Annotated in this window: 16 protein-coding genes; 8 read left to right on the forward strand and 8 right to left on the reverse strand. The window is 69.0% G+C overall.

What is annotated here, in order from left to right; all coding sequences use genetic code 11:
• Positions 1-2 precede the first annotated feature (2 nt).
• From J3S20_RS08405 to J3S20_RS08415, 3 genes are all read right to left on the reverse strand, one after another.
• Positions 3-500, reverse strand: coding sequence for a cupin domain-containing protein (locus J3S20_RS08405; protein ID WP_216835998.1), 498 nt, complete (start codon positions 498-500; stop codon positions 3-5).
• An 11-nt stretch (positions 501-511) separates the two neighbouring features.
• The gene (locus tag J3S20_RS08410; protein WP_216835999.1) at positions 512-1,492 is read right to left on the reverse strand and encodes a Bug family tripartite tricarboxylate transporter substrate binding protein; all 981 of its coding nucleotides are present in this window, start codon (positions 1,490-1,492) and stop codon (positions 512-514) included.
• A 70-nt stretch (positions 1,493-1,562) separates the two neighbouring features.
• Complete coding sequence (locus tag J3S20_RS08415) at positions 1,563-1,949, reverse strand: hypothetical protein (protein ID WP_216836000.1); 387 nt, start codon at positions 1,947-1,949, stop codon at positions 1,563-1,565.
• Between the two features lie 421 nt (positions 1,950-2,370).
• On the opposite strand from J3S20_RS08415, the gene J3S20_RS08420 reads away from it, so the two are divergent.
• From J3S20_RS08420 to J3S20_RS08440, 5 genes are all read left to right on the forward strand, one after another.
• A complete protein-coding gene (locus tag J3S20_RS08420) occupies positions 2,371-4,230 on the forward strand; it encodes a ribonucleoside-diphosphate reductase subunit alpha (RefSeq protein ID WP_343215183.1) in 1,860 nt (619 codons plus the stop codon).
• Positions 4,231-4,241: 11 nt separating this feature from the next.
• Complete coding sequence (locus J3S20_RS08425) at positions 4,242-4,433, forward strand: hypothetical protein (protein WP_216836002.1); 192 nt, start codon at positions 4,242-4,244, stop codon at positions 4,431-4,433.
• A gap of 24 nt (positions 4,434-4,457) precedes the next feature.
• The gene (locus J3S20_RS08430) at positions 4,458-5,513 is read left to right on the forward strand and encodes a ribonucleotide-diphosphate reductase subunit beta (RefSeq protein WP_216836003.1); all 1,056 of its coding nucleotides are present in this window, start codon (positions 4,458-4,460) and stop codon (positions 5,511-5,513) included.
• A gap of 48 nt (positions 5,514-5,561) precedes the next feature.
• The gene (locus J3S20_RS08435; protein WP_216836004.1) at positions 5,562-6,236 is read left to right on the forward strand and encodes an SCO family protein; all 675 of its coding nucleotides are present in this window, start codon (positions 5,562-5,564) and stop codon (positions 6,234-6,236) included.
• A 203-nt stretch (positions 6,237-6,439) separates the two neighbouring features.
• Positions 6,440-6,724, forward strand: coding sequence for a hypothetical protein (locus J3S20_RS08440; protein ID WP_216836005.1), 285 nt, complete (start codon positions 6,440-6,442; stop codon positions 6,722-6,724).
• Between the two features lie 71 nt (positions 6,725-6,795).
• On the opposite strand, the gene J3S20_RS08445 is transcribed toward J3S20_RS08440, so the two are convergent.
• Positions 6,796-7,524 carry a tRNA1(Val) (adenine(37)-N6)-methyltransferase gene (locus J3S20_RS08445; protein WP_216836006.1) on the reverse strand — a complete coding sequence of 243 codons (729 nt, stop codon included), beginning with the start codon at positions 7,522-7,524 and terminating at the stop codon, positions 6,796-6,798.
• Positions 7,511-7,729 (reverse strand): putative signal transducing protein, encoded by a 219-nt coding sequence (locus J3S20_RS08450; RefSeq protein ID WP_216836007.1) that lies wholly within the window; start codon positions 7,727-7,729, stop codon positions 7,511-7,513. The genes J3S20_RS08445 and J3S20_RS08450 overlap by 14 nt, the downstream gene beginning before the upstream one ends.
• 157 nt (positions 7,730-7,886) lie before the next feature.
• Between J3S20_RS08450 and J3S20_RS08455 the strand changes: the two genes are divergently transcribed.
• On the forward strand, positions 7,887-8,921 hold the full coding sequence (locus tag J3S20_RS08455; protein WP_379793636.1) for a polyprenyl synthetase family protein: 1,035 nt from the start codon (positions 7,887-7,889) through the stop codon (positions 8,919-8,921).
• Here the strand turns inward: J3S20_RS08455 and J3S20_RS08460 are convergent.
• Complete coding sequence (locus tag J3S20_RS08460) at positions 8,905-9,780, reverse strand: LysR substrate-binding domain-containing protein (RefSeq protein ID WP_216836008.1); 876 nt, start codon at positions 9,778-9,780, stop codon at positions 8,905-8,907. The two genes, J3S20_RS08455 and J3S20_RS08460, sit on opposite strands and share 17 nt — an antisense overlap.
• Before the next feature lie 94 nt (positions 9,781-9,874).
• On the opposite strand from J3S20_RS08460, the gene J3S20_RS08465 reads away from it, so the two are divergent.
• A complete protein-coding gene (locus J3S20_RS08465; protein WP_216836009.1) occupies positions 9,875-10,255 on the forward strand; it encodes a tautomerase family protein in 381 nt (126 codons plus the stop codon).
• 28 nt (positions 10,256-10,283) lie between these two features.
• On the opposite strand, the gene J3S20_RS08470 is transcribed toward J3S20_RS08465, so the two are convergent.
• Complete coding sequence (locus J3S20_RS08470; RefSeq protein WP_216836010.1) at positions 10,284-11,690, reverse strand: aspartate aminotransferase family protein; 1,407 nt, start codon at positions 11,688-11,690, stop codon at positions 10,284-10,286.
• 159 nt (positions 11,691-11,849) lie between these two features.
• Between J3S20_RS08470 and J3S20_RS08475 the strand changes: the two genes are divergently transcribed.
• The gene (locus J3S20_RS08475) at positions 11,850-14,156 is read left to right on the forward strand and encodes a molybdopterin-dependent oxidoreductase (RefSeq protein ID WP_216836011.1); all 2,307 of its coding nucleotides are present in this window, start codon (positions 11,850-11,852) and stop codon (positions 14,154-14,156) included.
• A 63-nt stretch (positions 14,157-14,219) separates the two neighbouring features.
• Here J3S20_RS08475 and J3S20_RS08480 read toward each other — a convergent pair whose 3' ends face one another.
• The gene (locus J3S20_RS08480; RefSeq protein WP_216836012.1) at positions 14,220-15,194 is read right to left on the reverse strand and encodes a Bug family tripartite tricarboxylate transporter substrate binding protein; all 975 of its coding nucleotides are present in this window, start codon (positions 15,192-15,194) and stop codon (positions 14,220-14,222) included.
• Positions 15,195-15,268 lie beyond the last annotated feature (74 nt).

Raw genomic sequence — 15,268 nt, forward strand, 5'->3', positions numbered from 1 at the left:
GGTCACGGCGCCTTGTGGATCGGATCCACCCAGGCCACCGCCTCCGGCTTCTCCACCGGCTCAATGTCCAGGTTCACCACCACCGCCTCGTTGTCGCTGCGCACCAGCACGCATTCCAGCGTCTCATCCGTGCTGGCATTGATCTCCTGGTGCGGCACGTAGGGGGGCACGAAGATGAAGTCGCCCGGGCCGGCCTCGGCCACGAATTCCAGCTTCTCCCCCCAGCGCATCCTGGCGCGGCCCTTCACGATGTAGATCACCGATTCCAGCGCGCCGTGGTGATGCGCGCCGGTCTTCGCATTGGCATGGATATGCACCGTGCCCGCCCAGATTTTTTGGGCGCCGACGCGGGCGAAGTTGATCGCGGCGGCGCGGTTCATCCCCGGCGTCTGCGCCGTATTGGTGTCCAGGCTGTCGCCCGGAATCACCCGCACGCCGGTGTGCTTCCAGCCGTCATCCGGCGGCGTTTCGTGGCTGTGGTCGTGTCCGTCATGCGGCATCTGCGTTCTCCTCAATCAGCCCGCGCGCCGGAGGCACGCACCAGCGGCAGCCACAGGTCGATCTCGGATTTGAGAAAGTCCTCGAAGCGCTGGGGGGTCCAGCCGCGCATGGCGGGCGTGCCCATCTCGTCGAAGCGCCGGCCGATGGTGGGGTCGGACAGCGCCTGCTCGATCGCGGCGGCCATCCGCGTCACGATCGGCGCCGGCGTGCCGGCCGGCGCATAGATGCCGTACCAGGAATAGGCCTTGTAGTCGCCGAGCCCCACCTCCCGCGCCGTCGGCACCTCCGGCACCACCGGGCTGCGCTCATCCGTCGCGACAAAGATCAGCCGCGCCGTGCCGGCCTGGTGAAAGGGGGCGAGGATGGAGGGGATGTCGCTGGTGAAGGCGATCTCGCCCTGCTGCAGCGCCAGGTAGGTCTGCCCCGGATTGCGATAGGGAATGTGTTCCGCCGTCGCGCCGATGCGCGACAGAAAGGCGGAGGAGGCGATATGGCCGGAGGTGCCCGCCCCCGCGCTGCCATACGAATACTTGCCCGGATTGGCCTTCAGCAGCGCGATGAATTCCTGCGCCGTGCTGACCCCGAGCTTGGACGAGATCGCCATCCCGATCGGAATGAAGACCGTGGGGGCGATCGAAGAAAAGTCCTTCAGGGGATCGTAGGGCAGGCGGCTGTACAGGCCGATGGCCAGCGCCATGTTGGAGACGGTGGCCAGCAGGAAGGTCTCGCCATTCGGCGGCGCCTTCGCCACCACATCGGCCCCCAGCGTGCCGCCGGCACCGGGCCGGTTCTCGATCACGACCGGCTGGCCCAGGATCTCCGAGAGTTTCGGCGCCAGGACGCGGGTGGTGATATCCGTGCCGCCGCCGGTGCCGAAGGGCACCACGATGCGGATCGGCCGGGTGGGCCAGGCTTGGCTCTGGGCGGAGGCCAGGCCGGGCAGGGCGGCGAGCGGCAAGGCCAGGGCGGTGCGGCGGCTGAGGCGGGGCATCGGGGTCTCCTGCGGATTGCCCCCGATCAAAGCGCGCCTGCGCCCGCCCCGCGACCCCCCTTCGGAAAAATCAGGGCGCCTGCACGGGAATCAGGGGCGCATAGGGCCGGAGCGTCAGCGCCTCCTGCCGCGAGACGCTGATGCGGGCGGCGGGGACCAGGCGGCTGGTGCCGTCCGGCCCGCGCTGGCTGCGATAGAGCCAGCCGGAAAGCTGGCCATGCTGGGCGATGCTGCGGGCCAGGCGTTCGACATCCGGCCCCGGCCCCAGCGCGGCGAGCTCGGCCGGCGTCAGCCCCAGCAGCAGGTCGTCGCGAATCGTCACCACCTGGAACAGCCGGATTCGCCCCGCCGGCGCCGCGGCGGTGGCGCGGCCGGCGGCGGCCAGTGATCCGCCGACCAGCAGGCCGAAGGCCATGCGCTGCAGCAACCGGGTGGCGGGATGCGGTGTGGCGGACATGCGCTGGCCTCCTGCAGGAAGCGCAAACCTGCCCGTGAAATATTGCACCCTGGTGTCGCGGCCGGTTTCGCGGGCTTCGCGCCGGGCCTTCACCATCGACTCCAGGGGCGACGCGGAGGGCGTTCGGGGCCTGTGGATCACGAGGATATCGGGGACGAGGCGCCTTTGGCGGCCGCGCCAGGGCGGGCGCGGCCTTGTGGCGCGGGACGGCGGGGGGCGGGACGCGCTACCCTATGAACGAAACGGAAACATGGTGCGAGAACGCAAGCCTGCGGAAATTGCAACCGCAGATGTGTCCGGTACCCGTGGTAGTGTTCGGGGTGTGGCAACACTACATCTTGTTGGGGTGGGGCTGTCGGGGCATCCTGCATCGCATGGGGGAGTCGCACCCCGCTTTCGCAGACGGTTCGGGGGGTTGGTCGTGTTTGATGCAGTTCAGCTTGAAGGCCATGGCCAGGTTCGGATCGACCGGTCCCGCGATGCGCTGCTGACCGATTTCGGCAAGGCCACGCTGGATGACCGCTATCTGCTGCCGGGCGAATCCTACCAGGACCTCTTTGCCCGCGTCGCCTCGGCCTATGGCGACGATGCGGCGCATGCGCAGCGGATCTACGACTATATCTCCCGGCTCTGGTTCATGCCGGCGACGCCTGTGCTGTCGAACGGGGGTACGACGCGCGGCCTGCCGATCTCCTGCTTCCTGAACGAGGCCAGCGACAGCCTCGACGGGATTGTGGGGCTCTGGAACGAGAATGTCTGGCTGGCGGCGAAGGGCGGGGGAATCGGGTCCTACTGGGGCAATCTGCGCGGCATCGGCGAGAAGGTGGGCCGCAACGGCAAGACCTCCGGCGTCATCCCCTTCATCCGGGTGATGGACAGCCTGACGCTGGCGATCAGCCAGGGTTCGCTGCGCCGCGGCTCAGCGGCCTGCTACCTGCCGGTGAACCATCCGGAGATCGAGGAATTTCTGGAAATGCGCCGGCCGACGGGTGGTGACCCGAATCGCAAGGCGCTGAACCTGCATCACGGCGTGCTGCTGTCCGACGCCTTCATGCGCGCGGTGGAGAATGACGAGGAGTGGGCGCTGGTCTCGCCCAAGGACGGCGCGCTGATGCGCAAGGTCTCCGCCCGCAGCATCTGGATCCGCATCCTGACGGCGCGCATCGAGACCGGCGAGCCCTACATCATCTACTCGGACCATGTGAACCGTGCGCGGCCGGAGCATCACAAGCTGTCCGGCCTCGAGGTGAAGACCTCCAACCTCTGCTCCGAGATCACCCTGCCGACCGGCATCGACCAGCACGGGATGGAGCGCACGGCGGTGTGCTGCCTGTCCTCGCTGAATTGCGAGACCTGGTTCGAGTGGAAGGACCATCCGCGGTTCATCCCGGATGTGATGCGCTTCCTGGACAATGTGCTGCAGAGCTTCATCGATACGGCGCCGGATTCCATGGCGCGGGCGCGTTATTCCGCGATGCGGGAGCGGTCCGTCGGCTTGGGCGTGATGGGGTTCCACAGCTTCCTGCAGGCGTTGAACGTGCCCTTCGAGAGCGCGATCGCGAAGGTGTGGAACAAGCGGATGTTTAAGCACATCCGCGAGCAGGCGGACCTCGCCAGCCGCATCCTGGCGGAGGAGCGCGGGCCCTGCCCGGATGCGGCCGAATACGGCTTCATGGAGCGCTTCTCGAACAAGATGGCGATCGCGCCGACGGCCTCCATCTCCATCATCTGCGGCGGTGCCTCTCCGGGCATCGAGCCGATCGCGGCCAATGTCTACAACCACAAGACCCTTTCCGGGTCCTACATCGTCCGCAACCCGCATCTGAAGAAGGTGCTGGCCAAGCACGGGCGCGACGATGACGAGACCTGGACCAGCATCACCGTCACCAAGGGCAGCGTGCAGCACCTGGATTTCCTGACGGACCAGGAGCGGCTGACCTTCAAGACCGCCTTCGAGCTGGACCAGCGCTGGGTCATCGAACATGCGGCGGATCGCACGCCGTTCATCTGCCAGTCGCAGTCGGTGAACGTCTTCCTGCCGGCCGATGTGCACAAGCGCGACCTGCACCAGATCCACATGATGGCGTGGAAGAAGGGCGTGAAGTCGCTCTACTACTGCCGCAGCCTTTCCATCCAGCGCGCCGACACCATTTCGGCCAAGGTTGTCGGTCAGGGCGACGTCATGACCGCGCATAAGGATGAGGTGGTGCGCAAGTTGGCGGCGGCCGCGCCGCCCTCCGAGAACGCGAACGACTACGAGGAATGCCTGGCTTGCCAGTGAGAGGCTCTGCGATGCGAAGTGCGCAAACCCCCGATCCGGCTCATGTCGCGCGCCTGAAGGCGGCGCTGGAGCGGGATCTGGACCGGCTGTTGGAATGGCGCGGCCCGGTGACGGAAGTCCGTCGCCTGGTGGCCGAGCTCGACCGTCTGGATGCGCAGTCCCACCGTGCCGCGCCCGCCCATGCCGACCAGATGGCCCGTTGAACTTTTTGCACGGCGAGAATTTTCATGCCCGATGACGCGATGCCCCGCGATGAGCTTCCCATCCGCTTCGACCTGCTGACGGCGAATCCCGTCTACAAGCCCTTCCGCTATCCCTGGGCCTATGAGGCCTGGCTGCAGCAGCAGCGCATCCACTGGTTGCCAGAGGAAGTGCCGCTCGCGGACGATGTGAAGGACTGGCAGAAGAACCTGGCGCCGGGTGAGAAGAACCTGCTGACGCAGATTTTCCGCTTCTTCACCCAGGCGGACGTCGAGGTGAACAACTGCTACATGAAGCAGTATAGCCAGGTCTTCAAGCCGACCGAAGTGCTGATGATGATGTCGGCGTTCAGCAACACCGAGACGATCCACATCGCAGCCTATTCGCATCTCCTCGACACCATCGGGATGCCGGAAATCGAATACACGGCCTTCCTCAAGTACAAGGAGATGAAGGACAAGTACGACTACATGCAGAACTTCTCGGTCGAGAGCAAGACCGAGATCGCGAAGACGTTGGCCGCCTTCGGCGCCTTCACCGAAGGCCTGCAGCTCTTCGCCTCCTTCGCCATCCTCATGAATTTCCCCCGCTTCAACAAGATGAAGGGGATGGGGCAGATCGTCAGCTGGTCGGTGCGCGACGAGACGCTGCACTGCCTGTCCGTCATCCGGCTGTTCCGCACCTTCGTGCAGGAGAATCCGGAGATCTGGACCGAGCAGCTGAAGCAGGATCTCTACGGCATCTGCTCCACCATCGTGGAGCATGAGGACGCCTTCATCGACCTGGCCTTCGAGCTCGGCGGCGTCGAGGGCCTCGATGCGGCGCAGACCAAGCAGTACATCCGCTACATCGCGGATCGCCGCTTGCAGCAGCTCGGCCTCGAATGCCTCTACAGCATCGAGAAGAACCCGCTGCCCTGGCTCGATGAGATGCTGAACGCGATCGAGCACACCAACTTCTTCGAGAACCGCGCCACCGAATATTCCCGCGCCAGCACCGCCGGATCCTGGGAAGAAGCCTTCGGCGACGCCACCTTCACCAGTGCCCAGCCGGAAGGGGAGATCGCCCTGCCGGGTCGTTGACCATCGCCCGAGTGGACGGCGCGACGCGCGCCGCCTATCTCACCGGGCATGTTGATCGCGATTCGCGTTGTAGCCCTGATGCTGATCCTCCTGCTCGGCGGGATCTGGACCGCGGCCTGGCTTGGCCGCGACCCGGGGGAGGGGGTGGCGGATGCCTTCCTCCGCCGGATCGGCAGCTTCGTCGGCGCCGATATGCCGGCACCGGCCGCGGGCGGCGTGCAGCTGCCACAGGGCCTGGCGCTCGGCGGACCCTTCAACCTGGTCGACCAGACCGGCCGCGCGGTGACGCAGGCCGATTTCGCCGACCGGAGCCTGCTGGTCTATTTCGGCTTCACCTATTGCCCTGACGTCTGCCCGACCGAGCTCGGCACCATGGCGACCGCGATCGACGAGCTGGGCGAGCTGGGGGAGCAGGTGACCCCCGTCCTCATCACCATCGACCCGGAGCGTGACACGCCGGAGGCGCTGGCCGACTACGTCTCCCGCTTCCATCCACGGATGGTCGGGCTGACCGGCACGGCGGAGCAGGTGGCGGCCGCGGCGCGCGCCTATCGGGTGTTCTACGCCAAGGTGCAGCGGCCCGAGATGACGTCCTATCTGATGGACCACTCCTCCTTCATCTACCTGGTGGGTCCGGATGGCCGGGTGCGCACGCTGTTCCGGCCCGAATCGACGCCCGAAGCCATTGCGCAATCGCTTCGCGCCCATCTGCGCGGTACCTGAAATCATTCTGCGCTGGCTGCAAAAGAACGCTTTAATTGATTGTTTTTTCGCGTTTTTTGGGCGAATCCCTGCATGCGCTCCGGCCTCAAATGCGCTAAGCAGCAGGGCCCCCGCGCCACGCGGAGGGTTACGGCCGATCTGAACACTGGCTATTGTCACAGGGCGCCGGACCCCGGCGCCGAAGCTTTGGAGCCGCAGACTGCATGTCCGACGAGGAACGGGATCCGTCCGGCCGCGATGCAGGTCGCGCGCCGTCCAATCCGCCACGCCACACGCGGCGGCTCTCCGACAAGATCCTGATCGCCTTCCACCACGCCTGTGACCAGGGCGACTTCGAGGTGGCGGAGGAATTGCTGCGGATCCTGGAGATGATGCTGACGCGGCGCCCGGTCTCGCCCGATGTGAACCGCCGCAAGAACATGGAAAGCCTGGTTGCGGCGCATGAGCGGCTGTGGCTGCTACGCCATCCGGATGCGAACGAGACCTAGCGAGGCGATTGGCCAAGGTCGCGTGCCGCGCGAGACCGGCCAGGCGCCCGGCAGATGATGCGGCGCGGACCCTAAAGCACCAGCGCGGCGCCCTCCCGCAGCACCCGGTCCGCCGCCTCCTCCGGCCCGTGCAGCACCAGCCCCGGCAGGATGCGCGCCGGTCCCCGCCCGCCGCGGCGCCCTGCCAGCAGCACGCGCTTCGCCGGCTGGCCCGCGCGGGGCCAGAGCGGCAGCAGCGCCAGGCTGCCGCATCCCGCATCCCGCAGCGCCTCCACCGCATCGGCGAATCGGGCCGCCGGCAAAACCATTGTCAGGCTGCCGCGATGCGCCAGCCCCTGCGCCAGGAAGTCCGCCCAGTCCGCCAGCCCGACCTCCTCCGCATGGGTGGCGCCGGCGCGCAGCGCGTGTGGCGGCGGCGTGCCGGCGGGCCAGTAGGGTGGATTGGCGAAGGCATGCTGCAGCCGGGGCAGGGACCGGCGCAGGGCGGGGTCGGCCACATCGCCCTCCAGCACCGTGACCTGAGCCGCGAAGCCGTTGCGCGCCGCATTCTCCCGCGCCAGGGCCGCCAGGCCCGCATCGCGCTCCACCGCCAGCACGGAAAGCCCGGGCACCCGGGCCAGCAGGCACAGGAAGCCCGCGCCGCTGCCGCAGCCGGCCTCCAGCACCCTCTCGCCCGGCCGCGCCGGCACGGCGGCCGCCAGCAGCACTGCGTCATGCCCGGCGCGCAGCCCCTGGCGGGGCTGGAGCAGGCGAACCCGGCCGCCGAGCAGCCCGTCCTCCGTCAGCTCAGAGCAGGCCATCGCTTTCCCCGGCCTCGGCCAGCACGCGCCGCGCCCGGGCTTCCTCCGCCTCCGGCACCGCCAGGCGGCGGGGGAAGATGCCGATGCCGCCCTCGATCGCGCTGACATGGCCATCCAGCACCAGCGGGTCGCATCCGGCATCACGCAGCAGGGCCAGCAGGAAGGACAGGCGGATCGGGTCCGTGGTCGCCAGCAGCACGCGCATCCCACATCCCCTGCAGCCGAGTGACGGGCCGGGCCTTGCCGGATCACGGCGCGACCGCACCTGTGCCCGGCATGCAACCGCCGCCAACTTGCCCCCAGCTTGCTCCAAGGGGGGGCGGTGGCTAAGTTGCGCGACACTTGAACAAGGTCAATACCGCGTGGATCTGCCCGTCGCGCCAAGCGCCGAAGACGCTCCGGAGGCCCTGCGCGGCGAGGATGCCCTCGCCACGCTGACCGCCCTGGTGCAGCGCGACCTGGAGGCCTGCAACCGGCTGATCGTCGAACGGATGCAAAGCCCGGTGGCGCTGATCCCGCAGCTCGCCGCCCATATCGTGGCCGCCGGCGGCAAGCGGCTGCGGCCGCTGCTGACGCTGGCCGCGGCCCGGCTGGCCGGATACCGGGACGGGCAGCGCCATGTCGCGCTCGCCGCCTGCGTCGAGTTCATCCATACCGCGACGCTGCTGCATGACGACGTGGTGGATGAAAGCGCGCTGCGCCGCGGCCAGGCCAGCGCCAATGCGCTGTTCGGCAACAAGCCCTCCGTCCTCGTCGGCGACTTCCTGTTCGCCCGCGCCTTCCAGGTGATGGTGCAGGACGGGTCGCTGGAGGTGCTGCGCATCCTGGCGGAGGCCTCGGCCACCATCGCGGAAGGCGAGGTGCTGCAGCTGATCACCCAGAACGACACGGCGACGACCGAGGACCAGTATCTCGCGGTGATCGAGGGCAAGACCGCAGCACTTTTCGCGGCAGCCACCGAGGTCGGCGCCATCGTCGCGGAATGCGGCCCGGCCCGGCAGGCGGCGCTGCGCGCCTATGGCCACAACCTCGGCGTCGCCTTCCAGCTGATCGACGACGCGCTGGACTATAGCGCGGCGCAGGAGGCGCTGGGCAAGACGGTCGGCGACGACTTCCGGGAGGGCAAGATCACCCTGCCGGTGCTGCTGGCCTTCCAGCGCGGCGATGCGGCGGAGCGCGCCTTCTGGCGTCGCACGCTGGAGGAACGCGAGCAATCCGAGGACGATCTGCCGCTGGCCATCGCCCTGATGCAGAAGCACGCCGCCTTCGCCGACACGGTCGGCCGCGCGCGGCACTACGGCCAGGCGGCGCTGGATGCGCTGGAGCTGTTCCCCGATGGGGTGGAGCGCCGGGCGCTGGCCGGCATCGTGGAATTCTGCATCAGCCGGGCGCGCTGAGACCGACTTCCAGCGTCTCCCGCAGGATTCTTGCGAGCAGCGCGACCGCCGGCGCTGGCTCCGCGCCCTCCACCAGGGTCAGCGGCACCGCCGTCAGAGGCGGCAGGCCGGCCTCCCCTGGTGCGAGCGCCCGGACCCCGTGGCCGAGGCCGAGCGCGCTGCGCGGCGTAACGCCCAGCCCGGCCGCCACGGCGGCGCGCAGCCCCGCCAGGCTCGGGCTGCTGAAGGCGAGGCGCCAGGACATCCCGGCGGCCTCCAGCGCCGCCACGGCCGCGTTGCGGAACTGGCAAGGCGGCTCGAAGGCGACCAGAGGCACCGGCGTGCCTGCCTGCCAGCCCAGCGCGCCCTCGGCCGGCCCCAGCCAGGCGACCGGCACCTCCGCGATCGGCGCCGTCCGGTCCTGGCCACCCCAGACCAAAGCGAGGTCCAGCAGCCCGCGATCCAGCCGCTCCAGCAGCACGCCGCTGCCCTCCGCCCGCACCTCCACCCGCAGCCGCGGATGGGCGCGGGCGAAGCGGCCCAGCATCTCGGGCAGCCAGAGCTCGGCGAAATCCTGCGGCAGGCCAAGGCGCACCCAGCCTTCCAGATCGGCGCCGCGGATCGCCGCCACCGCCTCGTCATTCAGCTCCAGCAGCCGTTTCGCGTAGCCGAGCAGAATCTCCCCCGCCTCCGTCAGCACCAGCCCGCGGCCCTGCCGGCGCAGCAGCGGTCGGCCGAACTGTGCCTCCAGCCGCCGCAACTGGCCGCTGACGGCGGATTGGGTGCGGCCGACCTGTTCGGAGGCGCGGGCGAAGGAGCCAAGCTCCAGCCCCGTGACGAAGCTGTGCAGGATGTCGAGGTCGAGTGTGATCCGGCGCATGCTTCAGTTTCCCTGAAGCTTGATGCGAATTCTATCGAATATTCGGATGGATCCCCGGACGCTACCAATCCCGCATCAGAGAGGGAGTGGGGCGATGCCATTCGTGCATATCCGGACCATGGGACGGCCGCTGGCGCCGGCGGAAATCACCGAACTTCAGCTGGGCGCGACGCGGCTGATGGCGGAGGTGCTGGGCAAGAAGGCCGTGCTGACCGCCGTGGCGATCGAGCAGCTGCCGCCCGGCGCCTGGTCCGTGAACGGGGCGCCCGTGGCGCTGGCCGCGCATCTGGAGGCGACGGTGACGGCGGGTACCAACAGCGCCCCCCAAAAGGCCGCCTTCGTGGCGGCAGGGCAGGCGCTGCTGCGGCGTGTGCTCGGCCCGGCGCTGGCCGAGGTCACCTATGTCGTGCTGCGGGAGGTCCCGGCGGAGTCCTGGGGCTGGAACGGCCTGACCCAGGCGGCGCGCGCCGCCTGAGCAACCGGGCCGGATGGCCCGGCAGGCGTTACACCACCGTCAGGCTTTCCCGGCGCAGTTGCACCGTCACCGCATCCAGCGCGCGCGCCGTGCGGTCCACCATCTGCTCGATCTCATCCGTCTTCATGATCAGCGGCGGCGAGAAGGCGATGGTGTCGTTGGCCAGGCCGCGCAGGATCACGCCCTCGGCCTCGCCGGCCTTGGCGAGGCGCGGCCCGACCTTGGCGGAGGGCTCGAAGTTCTTCTTGTTGGCCTTGTCCGCCACCAGCTCGATCGCCGCGACCATCCCGATGCCGCGCACCTCACCCACCAGCGGATGGCCTTCGAACCGCTCGCGCAGCAGCTTCTGCATATGCGCGCCAGCGGTCTTCACGTGGTCGACGATGTTCAGCTCGTCGTAGATCTTCAGCGTCTCCAGCGCGACGGCAGCGGCGACGGGGTGGCCCGAATAGGTGAAGCCATGGCCCCAGGTGCCGATGGTGGCGGAGCCATCCGCCAAGCCCTGGAAGATCTTGTCGTTGATGATGATGGCGGAGATCGGCAGGAAGGACGCCGACAGCGCCTTGGCGCAGGTGATGATGTCCGGGGTGATGTCGTAGGTCTGGCAACCCCAGTAGTTGCCGGTGCGCCCGAAGCCGCAGATCACCTCATCCGCCACGAACAGAACGTCGTACTTGCGCAGCACGGCCTGGATCTTCTCGAAATAGGTCGCGGGCGGCAGCATCACGCCGCCGGCGCCCATCACCGGCTCGGCGAAGAAGGCCGCGACCGTCTCCGGCCCCTCGCGCAGGATGGTCTCCTCCAGCTCGGTGGCCAGGCGCGTCGCGAAATCCTCCTCGGATTCGCCGGGCTTGGCGCCGTGGTAGTGGTGCGGCGTCGAGACATGGATGATGCCGGCGATCGGCAGGTCGAACATTTTGTGGTTCGCCGGCAGGCCGGTGAGCGAGCCGCTGGCGATGGTGATGCCGTGATAGGCCTTCAGCCGGCTGATGATCTTCTTCTTCTCGGGCCGGCCGATGGCGTTGTTGTAGTACCAGACCATCTTGATGGCCGTGTCGTTCGCCTCGGACCCGCTATTGGCGTAGAAAACCTTGCTCATCGGGCAGGGGGCGCGCTCGATCAGCATCTCGGACAGGTCGATCAGCGGCTCGTGCGATTTCGCCGTGAAGGCGTGGTAGAAGGGCAGCTTCAGCATCTGCTTGTGCGCCGCATCGGCCAGGCGCTTGCTGTCGAAGCCCAGCGAGGCACACCACAGCCCGGCCACCGCCTCGATGTATTCCTTGCCCTGGTCGTCCCACACCCGCACGCCCTCGCCGCGCGCGATCACCAGCGGGCCGTTCACCGCATGGGCGCGGTGGTCGGTATAGGGGTGCAGCACATTGGCGATGTCGCGGGCGGCGTTGGAATTGCGGGCCGCATTGGCGGGGGGCGTCATGGCGCTCGTGATCCTTGGCGAGTGAGGGTCGCCGGGAAGCCTAGACCCTTTTCCAGCGCCTGTAAGCCGGGGAAGCGCGCTCGGGGTTGGTGCCCAGGGATGATGGTTGCGGGAGGCCCCGGCGGGCGGCAGATTGGGCGGCATGAGGGACCCCCGCACATGACCGAGATCAAGCCGCATTCCTCCCATTGGGGCGCCTTCCAGGCGGTGGTGCAGGATGGCCGCCTGGTCGAGGCGCGGCCCTTCGCGCGGGACCCCTTCCCGGGCACGCTGCTCGCCTCCATGCCGGGTGCCGTGCATGGGGCGGCGCGGATCGACCGGCCCTATATCCGCGCGGGCTGGCTGCGCGGCGAAAGGCGCGGCGCGACCCGCGGCGGCGACCATTTCATCCCCGTCGGCTGGGACGAGGCGATCCGCCGGGTGGCGGAGGAAACCGCGCGCATCCGCCAGGAACATGGCGCGCCGAGCATCCTCGGCGGGTCCTATGGCTGGTCCTCGGCCGGGCGCTACCACCATGCGCGGACGCAGCTGCACCGCTACCTCGGCCTCGGCGGCGGCTTCACCAGCCAGGTGACCAACTATTCCTACGGCGCCGGCATGACGCTGATGCCGCATATCCTGGGCACCAACGAGGTGATCCAGGGCCGCGTCACGGATTGGGGCAGCATCGCCCGCAACACGAAGCTGATGCTCTGCCTCGGCGGGCTGCCGCGGAAGAACGGGCTGGTGACGGCCGGCGGCGGCGGCGCGCATGAATACCTGCCGCTGATGCGCCAGGCGGCCGAGGCCGGGGTGCGCTTCGTGAACATCTCCCCCTTCCGCGGCGACACGGAGGATTTCCTCAACGCCGAATGGGTGCCGATCCGGCCCAACACCGATGCCGCGCTGATCTTCGGCATGGCACATGTGCTGCTGGAGCGGGGGTTGCAGGACAGCGGCTTCCTGGATCGCTGCACCGTCGGCTTCGACCGCTTCCGGGACTATGTGCTGGGCGCCACGGACGGCACGCCCAAGACCCCCGAATGGGCGGCGGCGATCACCGAGGTGCCGGTGGAGACCATCCGCCGACTGGCGCTGGAAGCCGCAGGCGCGCCCACCATGTGCACCGCCACCTGGTCCATCCAGCGCGCCGAACATGGCGAGCAGCCCTGGTGGGCGCTGGTCGCCTTCGCCGCCATGCTGGGCGGCATCGGCAAGCCGGGGCAGGGGATCGCCTTCGGCTATGGCAGCATCAACGGCATGGGCACGCCGCGGGTCGACCTGCCCAGCGTCTCGGGTCCCTCGGTCCGCAACCCCTGCGGCGCCTATATCCCCGTCTCCCGCGTCACCGAACTGCTGGAGCGGCCGGGCGAGATCCTGCAGTACAACGGCCGCGACCTGCTGCTGCCGGATATCCGGATGATCTGGTGGGCCGGCGGCAATCCCTTCCACCACCACCAGGACCTCGGCCGGCTGCTGCGCGGCTGGAACCGGGCGGATACGGTGGTGGTGGCGGAGCCCTGGTGGACCTCCGTCGCGCGCCACGCGGATATCGTGCTGCCGGCGACCACGACGCTGGAGCGCAACGACATCGGCAGCTCCTCCCGCGACCGCTTCGTCACGGCGATGCACCAGGCCATCGCGCCCGTGGGCCTGGCGCGGAATGACGTGGACATCATGGCCGACCTGGCCGATGCGGCCGGCTTCCGCGCCGCCTTCACCGAGCAGCGCGACGAAAGCGCCTGGCTGCAGCACATGTACGGCCGCTGGCGCCAGGCCTGCGCCAAGCACGGCGTGCTGGTACCGGATTTCGACGAGTTCTGGGCCACCGGCCATGTCGAGATCCCGCCTCCCGAGCAGGACTATGTCCAGTTCGCCGATTTCGCCGCGGACCCGGAGGCCAACCCGCTGGATACCCCCAGCGGCAAGGTGGAGATCTTCTCCGAGACCATCGCCAGCTTCGGATATGCCGAAACGCCGGGCCACCCGGTCTGGCATGAGCCGACCGAGTATCTCGGCAGCGCCATGGCCCAAAAATTCCCGCTGCACATGCTGTCCTTCCAGCCCTCCACCCGGTTGCACGGGCAGCTCGACAGCGGGCGGGTGGCGGCGGCGGACAAGATCCAGGGGCGGGAGAAGCTGCGCATGAACCCCGCCGATGCCGCGGCGCGGGGCCTGGCGGATGGCCAGGTGGTACGCGTCTTCAACGATCGCGGCGCGGTCGCGGCGGGGCTGGTGGTGACGCCGGATATCCGCCCCGGCGTGGTGGCGATGGCGACCGGCGCCTGGTGGAATCCGGAGCGCCCGGGCGCCACGGACAGCGCCTGCGTCCATGGCAATCCGAACGTGCTGACGCAGGACATCGGCACGTCCCGGCTCGGCCAGGGGTCGGCCGCGCAATCCTGCCTGGTGCAGATCGAGGCCTGGGAGGGGGAACTGCCGCCCGTGACGGTGCACGCCCCGCCGGCCGGCGCCTGCGCCCCCTGACCGCCAAAGCCCTCCCCCGCGCTTGCGGGGGAGGGTTGGCTGGGGGCCTCCGGCGGCGCGCCCCTACTGCACCGTGATCCCTTTCGCCCGCACCACCTCGCTCCACCGCGCCAGGTCGCTTTCCATCACCGCGGCCAGCGCCGCGCCATCGCCGGCGACCGGCGTCGCGCCCTGCTGCACGAAGCGGTCCCGCACCTCGGGGTTCTCCAGCACCTTGTTCACCTCGGCGCGGATCTGCGCGACCAGCGCCGCGTCCATCCCGCGCGGGCCGAGGAGGCCGTACCAGAAGGAATAGGTGAAGTCGTAGCCGAGCTCCTTCGCCGTCGGCACATCCGGCAAAGCGGGGATGCGCCCGCCGGTGGTGCCGATGGCGATCGCCCGCGCCCGCCCATCCCGCACCGCGCCCAGCACGGTGGGCGGCGCCGCGATCAGCAGGCCGACGCGCCCAGCCATCAGGTCCAGGAAGGCCGGCCCCATGCCGCGATAGGGCACATGCGTCAGCCGGATATTCGTGATGTCCTGCAGGTATTCCGTATAGAGATGCGGCGAGGAGCCGGAGCCCATGGAGCCGTAGAAATTCGCATCCGCCGCCTGGCCCCGCGCCGCCTCGATATAGTCGCGCAGCGTGCGGGCCGGCGCATTGCCGGGCACCACGAAGACGGTCGGGTAGTCCACCATCAGCGAGATCGGCGTGAAGTCGGTGCGCACATCGAAGCCGAGGTTCGGGTAGAGCGGCGGCGCCGTGGCCAGCGAATTGTCGGTCAGCAGCAGCGTCGTGCCGTCATTGGCCGAGCGCACGACATTGGTCCAGCCGACGATGCCGCCGCCGCCGGAGCGGTTGTCCACCACGAATTGGCCGCCGGTCTGCTCCCCCAGCCGCTGCGCCAGCAGGCGGGCGACGAAGTCGCTGGTGCCGCCGGGCGGATAGGTGATGAGGATGCGCACCTGTCGATTGCCCGGCCAGGCGGCGGGTTGGGCGAGCGCAGGGGCCGCGGCCAGCAGCGCGGCGGCGGCACCCAGCAGGATTCGGCGGAACATGGCGTTTCTCTCCTTGGCAGGCTGGGCCGTTTGCGGCCCTGGTTCTGGTTGGGGTTTCGGGCGCGGTTTCGGGC

This window comes from Falsiroseomonas tokyonensis (genome assembly GCF_019024325.1).
Taxonomy (GTDB): Bacteria; Pseudomonadota; Alphaproteobacteria; order Acetobacterales; family Acetobacteraceae; genus Falsiroseomonas; species Falsiroseomonas tokyonensis.